This is a genomic window from Fictibacillus phosphorivorans (assembly GCF_023715845.1).
GTDB classification, from domain to species: Bacteria; Bacillota; Bacilli; order Bacillales; family Fictibacillaceae; genus Fictibacillus; species Fictibacillus phosphorivorans_D.
The window spans coordinates 1-6,835 of record NZ_JAMBOR010000041.1 but is presented as its reverse complement, the minus strand read 5'-3'; the positions used below and the strand labels follow the sequence as shown (position 1 = coordinate 6,835).

Here is a 6,835-nt window from a genome sequence, read left to right as displayed (position 1 = left end):
GAATTTTACAATACAGAAAGATATCAATGGACATTAAGCAGAATGACCCCGGAACAATTCCGAGGTCATCTAATAGCTGCTTAAATGGACTTTTTATAAACTGTCTAATTTAAAGGGAACAGTTCATATAAAGGCAGAATTCAGCTTTTTTTTAAGCTACCTCGCGATCTTCGTCGACAGTTAATGCCTCTTCCTCATCGAATTTGCTTCTAAAGAACAATACAGTTACAAAAACAGTTAATACACCTGCAATCATATACGATAAATTCATCGACAATCCTAAACCAATTGGTGCGTTGCAAATATAGGTGGTGGTAACGACAGTCATGAAGATCGCAGGAATTGTTGCGATCCAGTGATTCTTTCTTGAGCGTTTCAGATATACTGCACCTACCCATAAAGCGAGCATCGCTGTAGATTGATTCGCCCAAGAGAAATAGCGCCATAGTATGGTGAAATCAATCTTCGTTAAGAAGAAAGATACAACAAACATAGGTATGGCAATCCAAAGTCGGGAAGAGAATTTTTTCTGACCAATATTAATGTAATCAGCTAGGATCATCCTTGCACTTCTAAAGGAAGTATCTCCTGATGTAATAGGCAGAATGATTACCCCTATCACTGCAAGCGTACCGCCGATTGCCCCAAGCATCGTTACTGATACTTCACTGACTACAGCAGCAGGACCTCCTTCAGCTATGATTGTTGATAAGGATTTACCATCAAACAAACTCATTGCTGCAGCAGCCCAGATCATAGCTATAATCGCCTCAGCTATCATCATCCCATAAAAGATCTTTCTTCCAGCTGTTTCATTTTTTGTTGTTCTTGAAATGATCGGTGATTGTGTAGCATGAAAACCAGATAGAGCACCACAAGAAATCGTTAAGAATAATAATGGAAAGATCGGTACATTATCTGGGTGCATATTCTCAAATGTTAATTCAGGAATCGGCGCCCCATTTAAAATAAGTCCTCCGCCTATTCCAACAGCACTTATGACAAGGAGCGCACCAAAAATAGGATAAACGCGCCCTATAATTTTATCGATAGGTAACAGTGTTGCCAAAATATAATAAATAAAAATTAGACCTACGATCATACTTAAGCTGATCCAATCATTAGTGAGGTTATGAATAAGGGCAGCTGGAGCACTTACGAATACAGTACCCACCAAAAGAAGCAACAAGAGCGTAAAACCATTCACCACATGCTTCATTGCATTCCCTAAAAACTTCCCTGCTAATTGAGGCAAGTGTGCACCACGGTTTCTTATCGAGATCATTCCGGTCAAATAATCATGAACCGCACCTGCAAAAATCGCACCTAGTACAATCCAGAGGAATGCGACTGGGCCGTATAAAGCTCCCATGATTGGACCAAAGATTGGACCAACACCAGCAATATTCAATAACTGAATAAGCGAATTTGATTTTGTTCCCATAGGAACGTAGTCAATTCCGTCTTCCTGTGTATAAGCTGGAGTTTTTCTTTCCTCTTTAATTCCAAAAACTTTCTCAACAAATTTCCCGTACGTAAAATATCCAACGATTAATATAGCGATGGAAACAATGAATGTAATCAATCTTATGCCCCCTCTAATTGTAGAGATATGATTTGAATGCGCTTTCATCTTAACACAGTAAGAAAAAACACTCAATTTCAAATTGAGTGTTTACGCTGTTCGGTTCTCCTTAAATGGAATAGTTGTATGGCGTTTTTTTCTTCCTGTTAGATACACTCCGAAAAAGATTAAAAATAAGCCAACATAAGCAATTGAAGGAATCTTTTCATTTAAGAGAACACTTCCCCATACCACGGCCGAAACGGGAACTAGATAAGTAACAAGGGTAGCAAATTCAGCCGACCCTGCGGAAATCATGTAATAATACAGCAAGTATGCTAGGCCTGAACCAAACATCCCAAGTCCAACTAAAGACAAGATTACATTCCCTTCTAAAGCATGGTCAGGCAGGTGCCATCCCCCTGTAAAACTCATGATCAATCCGCTTAAAACTGACCCCGTAAAAAGTGTAGTTAAAGCTGTAATCCACACCGTCGTTTCTTGAAGATTCTTTTTTGCAAATTGTGAGCTGTATCCGTAACAGCAAGTAGCAGTTAGCATCAAGACGAAACCAAGAACAAGTTGTTCCCGTGTCAAGCCCGGTGTATCAGCATCCATCAAAAAAACAATTCCTATAAACCCGACTAAGACTCCGATCCATTGTTTCCCGTGCAATTTAATGGAGAAGAACAGAACGCCCATCATCGCTGTCCAAATGGGAGTCGTCGCATTAAGGATCGCAGTATAACCGCTATCTAAGAACGTTTCACTCCAAGCGATCAAACCCCATGGAAGACCCGCGTTCAAAAAACCAACAAGGATTAAGGACTTAAACGGCAGCTCACTCCAGTTTACTTTTTGCCTGCTTATCAGAAAAAGAGGGATAATCGTGAGAATGCCCATCACACATCGTATGAAAACGATCTGCCAAGGATCGAACACATCCAAGAGGACCTTGATAAAAAGAAAAGACATTCCCCAAATTAAACTTAAAACAATAAGTGCGGAATAAAGTTTCATAAAATCCTCCTGCGGATAATAAATAAATGACACAATTTCCCTCTCAAAATATCTTTCATTTTACACATACTATGTAATAAAAAATGGAACGGAGGGCAATAAATGAAGAAGAAATTACGCTTGTTAAGAAAGCTAAAAAAGTGGGTTAAAAAGCAAAACAATAACGGCAAACTGATACTTAACTAGCAAAACATTTTAATGTCATTATAAGGGTAAAAGTCTCTTTCATAACAGTAATTATTTTCGCTATTTTTCACCAATTACGAAGAGTAATGAAAAACACATGAAAAACATGTCACTTTCCTTTATAATAGAACGAAGATACTCAAATACTATAGACCGGTAAGGAGACATGAAACATGATTTTTAAAGTATTTTTTCAACCAAGTATTAAAGAAGTACCGATTCGTGAACGTACACAATCGGTATACGTAGAAGCAGAAACTATAAATGAGGTTCGTCTAAAACTAGCTGATCGCAGCTACAATATCGAATACATACAAGAAATTAACGGTAAATTTCTTGAGTATGAAAAAGAAACGAACTCATTGGAATTGGAGAATGTGTAATATATGAAATTTGTAAAAAATCATCAAGCCGCCGTTTTCGCCCTCGGTGGTTTAGGGGAAATCGGCAAAAATACGTATGCCGTTCAATTTCAAGATGAAATCATCCTTATCGACGCAGGGATTAAATTTCCTGAAGATGAACTGCTCGGAATTGATTATGTAATCCCTGACTACACTTATCTTGTTAAGAATGAGGAAAAGATCAAAGGTCTTTTCATCACTCATGGACATGAAGATCATATAGGCGGTATCCCTTATTTACTTAGACAAGTCAATATTCCAATCTACGGTGGTAAACTTGCACTTGCTCTTATTAAAAATAAATTAGAAGAACATGGGCTGCTGCGCAACACACAAATGCACGAAATCACTGAAGATGATGTGATTAAGTTCAGAAAAACATCCGTAAGTTTTTTCAGAACCACTCACAGTATTCCTGATGCTTACGGCATCGTCGTAAAGACACCGCCAGGAAACATTGTGCATACAGGTGACTTCAAATTTGATTTCACGCCTGTAGGTGAACCTGCGAACATTACAAAAATGGCTGAGATCGGAAAAGAAGGCGTACTTTGCTTACTTTCCGACAGTACCAATAGTGAGGTTCCTGGATTCACATTATCTGAAAGACGTGTTGGTGAGAGCATACAAGATATTTTTAGAAAAATGGAAGGACGCGTTATTTTTGCTACGTTCGCTTCCAATATTCATAGATTGCAGCAAGTTGTAGAAGCATCAGTTGCTAACAACCGTAAAATTGCTGTATTCGGAAGAAGTATGGACTCAGCAATTACAGTCGGACAAGAACTCGGATACATTAAAGCACCAAAGAACACCTTCGTTGATGCGAATCAGATCAATCGTCTTCCTGACAATCAAGTAACCATTCTCTGTACAGGAAGCCAAGGTGAACCAATGGCTGCTCTTTCAAGAATCGCGAATGGCACACATCGTCAAATTCAAATCATTCCAGGAGATACGGTTGTATTCTCATCTTCACCTATTCCAGGAAACGCTCTTAGCGTAAGTAAGACGATCAATCAATTGTATCGTGCAGGTGCTGAGGTTATTCATGGTTCACTTAATGATATTCACACCTCAGGTCATGGCGGACAACAGGAGCAAAAATTAATGCTTCGCTTAATGAAGCCTAAGTACTTCCTTCCGATCCATGGTGAATACAGAATGCTCAAGATGCATACGAAACTTGCTGCAGATTGTGATGTACCGTCGCAGAATTCTTTTATCATGGATAATGGTGAAGTATTGGCTCTTTCTCAAAATGATGCCATGATCGCAGGAAAGATTCCTTCTGGCTCTGTCTATGTAGATGGAAGCGGGATTGGCGATATCGGAAACATCGTACTTCGAGACCGCAAGATTCTTTCTGAAGAAGGTCTTGTCGTTGTCGTTGTAAGTATGGATATGAAAGAATTCAAAATTGAAGCAGGTCCAGATATTATATCCCGAGGTTTTGTATATATGCGTGAATCCGGCGATCTTATCCATGACGCTCAAAGCTTGTTAAGCAAGCATTTACAGAATATCATGAACGAAAAACGCACGACTCAATGGTCCGAAATCAAGAATGAAATTACGGATACATTAGCACCGTTTTTATATGAAAAAACAAAAAGACGTCCAATGATTCTGCCGATTATTATGGAAATTTAATACTCAAATAAAAACCGTTCTCCCTGTTGAGGGAAACGGTTTTTTTATGCTTCGTTTGCCATATGCTTTTCTAAACGATTAATATTTTTGTCTCCACCAATTACAATTAATACGTCACCCTGCCTGATAGACTGTTCAGCTTGCGGTGAAACATAGATATCTTTTCCCCTTTTCACTGCAACAACGTTACACCCAAACCTTGCCCGGATATCCAAATCAATTAATGTTTTTCCGTCCATCTTACGGGTTGCTACCAGTTCCACGATGCTATGTTCATCAGACAGCTCTAAATAATCCAACACGTTGTTCGAAACAATCTGGTGAGCTATACGAATACCCATGTCTCTCTCTGGATGAATGATTTTATCTGCACCAATTTTTTGCAGTACTTTTTCATGATAATCATTTTGAGCCTTAACAGTGATTTTTTCTACGCCGATTTCTTTCAATATCAGAGTAGTGAGTATACTAGATTGGAGATTATCACCGATTGCAACAACGACATGCTGAAAATTGCGTATTCCTAAACTTTTCAATGCCCCTTCATCTGTTGAATCAGCAATCACGGCATGTGTTACAATATTTGAAAATTCGTTGACCCGTTCCTCATCAATATCAATCGCTAAAACTTCCATGCCTTGATCTGAGAGAGCTTTACACATACTTCCTCCGAAACGTCCAAGACCTATAACCGCAAATTGCTTTTTCAAATGTATACACTCCGTTTCCGGCTTTAGCCTTATTCAAGTATCATATGTATTTTATGTATAAAGGAAACTTCTTTAAACACTTTCTAAAATCCTTTAAAACGATATAAAAATAACCCAAGAACATCGTCTTGGGTTATTTTTACTAACATTAATTATTAAACTTCTAGCGTTTTTTGACCAGGCTTCCAGTTTGCTGGGCAAAGTCCGCCTGTTTGAAGTGCTTGAAGTACACGTAAAGTTTCATCTACGTCACGTCCGATGTTGTTGTGATTAACAACAGAGTACATCAATTCACCTTCTGGAGAAATGATGAACAGACCACGAAGTGCGATACCTTCTTCTTCAATAAGTACACCGTAGTCACGTGCTACTGTGTGGTTAGTATCAGCTGCCAATGGGTATTTCAACTCTCCAAGACCATTCGTATCACGTGGCGTGTTGATCCATGCTTTGTGAGTGTGAATAGTATCGGTGGAAACACCGATAACTTCAGCATCAAGATCTTCAAACTCATCATAACGATCACTTAATGAAGTAATTTCTGTAGGACATACGAAAGTGAAATCCATTGGATAGAAATAAAGTACTGTCCACTTATCGTTTTTCATGTTTTCTTCAAGACTTACTTTTCCAAATTCTTTATTTGGTAATACTGCATCCATTTCAAATCGAGGTGCTTGTTTTGCTACCATACGTTCTGCCATAGGTAAAAATCCCTCCAAAAAACTAATTTTTTTACATGTATTATTATAGTACAAGCCTTATTTTTAGTCAATATTAAATAATAATTAATTTAAATAAGGTTTCTTGTCCCACTTCTTAATTTCTCCTTTATGATAGCAAGTTAAACCTAAAAAGTGAAATCATCCGCTCATATTTACAGGTTCATATTCTCAATAACAGCGTTTAAATTGAGGATTGCTTGGGAAACCATACAGTAAGGAGGTGCTTTGTAATGCCGTATGATTCATTAAAAGATCTGCCAGAACAAGTTAAAGATAATCTTCCTCACCATGGTCAAGAAATATATAAAGAAGCATTCAATTCTGCACTAGAAGAATATAAAGAGGAAGAAACCGCACATAAAGTTGCTTGGAGTGCTGTAAAGAACAAGTACGAAAAAGACGATAACGGTGAATGGAAAAGTAAAGACTCCTGATTTACTCAGGAGTCTCAGAACGTAGACAAACCCCATTTCAACTTTGTTGAAAATGGGGTTTGTGTTGTTTTTAAGTATTATTTTTGAATAAACACACCTGGATTAAACTGGACATGGCCCTCGCCATGTCCAGTTTGCC

8 protein-coding genes are annotated in these 6,835 nt (G+C 38.2%); 4 read left to right on the top strand and 4 right to left on the bottom strand.

Going from position 1 to position 6,835, the window contains the following annotated elements; genetic code table 11:
* Nucleotides 1-84 (top strand): IS3 family transposase (locus M3206_RS19265; protein WP_425590697.1); only part of this gene is annotated, 84 nt, incomplete at its 5' end.
* A gap of 67 nt (nucleotides 85-151) precedes the next feature.
* Here the strand turns inward: M3206_RS19265 and M3206_RS18620 are convergent.
* Together M3206_RS18620 and M3206_RS18615 are read right to left on the bottom strand one after the other, a co-directional pair.
* Nucleotides 152-1,585 carry a carbon starvation CstA family protein gene (locus M3206_RS18620; RefSeq protein WP_251314021.1) on the bottom strand — a complete coding sequence of 478 codons (1,434 nt, stop codon included), beginning with the start codon at nucleotides 1,583-1,585 and terminating at the stop codon, nucleotides 152-154.
* 90 nt (nucleotides 1,586-1,675) lie between these two features.
* Nucleotides 1,676-2,584 carry a DMT family transporter gene (locus tag M3206_RS18615; protein ID WP_251314020.1) on the bottom strand — a complete coding sequence of 303 codons (909 nt, stop codon included), beginning with the start codon at nucleotides 2,582-2,584 and terminating at the stop codon, nucleotides 1,676-1,678.
* 359 nt (nucleotides 2,585-2,943) lie between these two features.
* Here M3206_RS18615 and M3206_RS18610 point away from each other — a divergent pair, with 359 nt between their 5' ends.
* Together M3206_RS18610 and rnjA are read left to right on the top strand one after the other, a co-directional pair.
* Nucleotides 2,944-3,153 carry a DNA-dependent RNA polymerase subunit epsilon gene (locus M3206_RS18610; protein WP_251314019.1) on the top strand — a complete coding sequence of 70 codons (210 nt, stop codon included), beginning with the start codon at nucleotides 2,944-2,946 and terminating at the stop codon, nucleotides 3,151-3,153.
* Between the two features lie 3 nt (nucleotides 3,154-3,156).
* Nucleotides 3,157-4,827 (top strand): ribonuclease J1, encoded by a 1,671-nt coding sequence (gene rnjA, locus M3206_RS18605; protein ID WP_251314018.1) that lies wholly within the window; start codon nucleotides 3,157-3,159, stop codon nucleotides 4,825-4,827.
* Nucleotides 4,828-4,871: 44 nt separating this feature from the next.
* On the opposite strand, the gene M3206_RS18600 is transcribed toward rnjA, so the two are convergent.
* A complete protein-coding gene (locus M3206_RS18600) occupies nucleotides 4,872-5,537 on the bottom strand; it encodes a potassium channel family protein (RefSeq protein WP_251314017.1) in 666 nt (221 codons plus the stop codon).
* A 155-nt stretch (nucleotides 5,538-5,692) separates the two neighbouring features.
* Nucleotides 5,693-6,241 carry a peroxiredoxin gene (locus M3206_RS18595; RefSeq protein ID WP_251314016.1) on the bottom strand — a complete coding sequence of 183 codons (549 nt, stop codon included), beginning with the start codon at nucleotides 6,239-6,241 and terminating at the stop codon, nucleotides 5,693-5,695.
* Between the two features lie 251 nt (nucleotides 6,242-6,492).
* On the opposite strand from M3206_RS18595, the gene M3206_RS18590 reads away from it, so the two are divergent.
* Entirely contained in the window at nucleotides 6,493-6,696 is a 204-nt protein-coding gene (locus M3206_RS18590; RefSeq protein WP_251314015.1) for a ChaB family protein, read from the top strand.
* Nucleotides 6,697-6,835 lie beyond the last annotated feature (139 nt).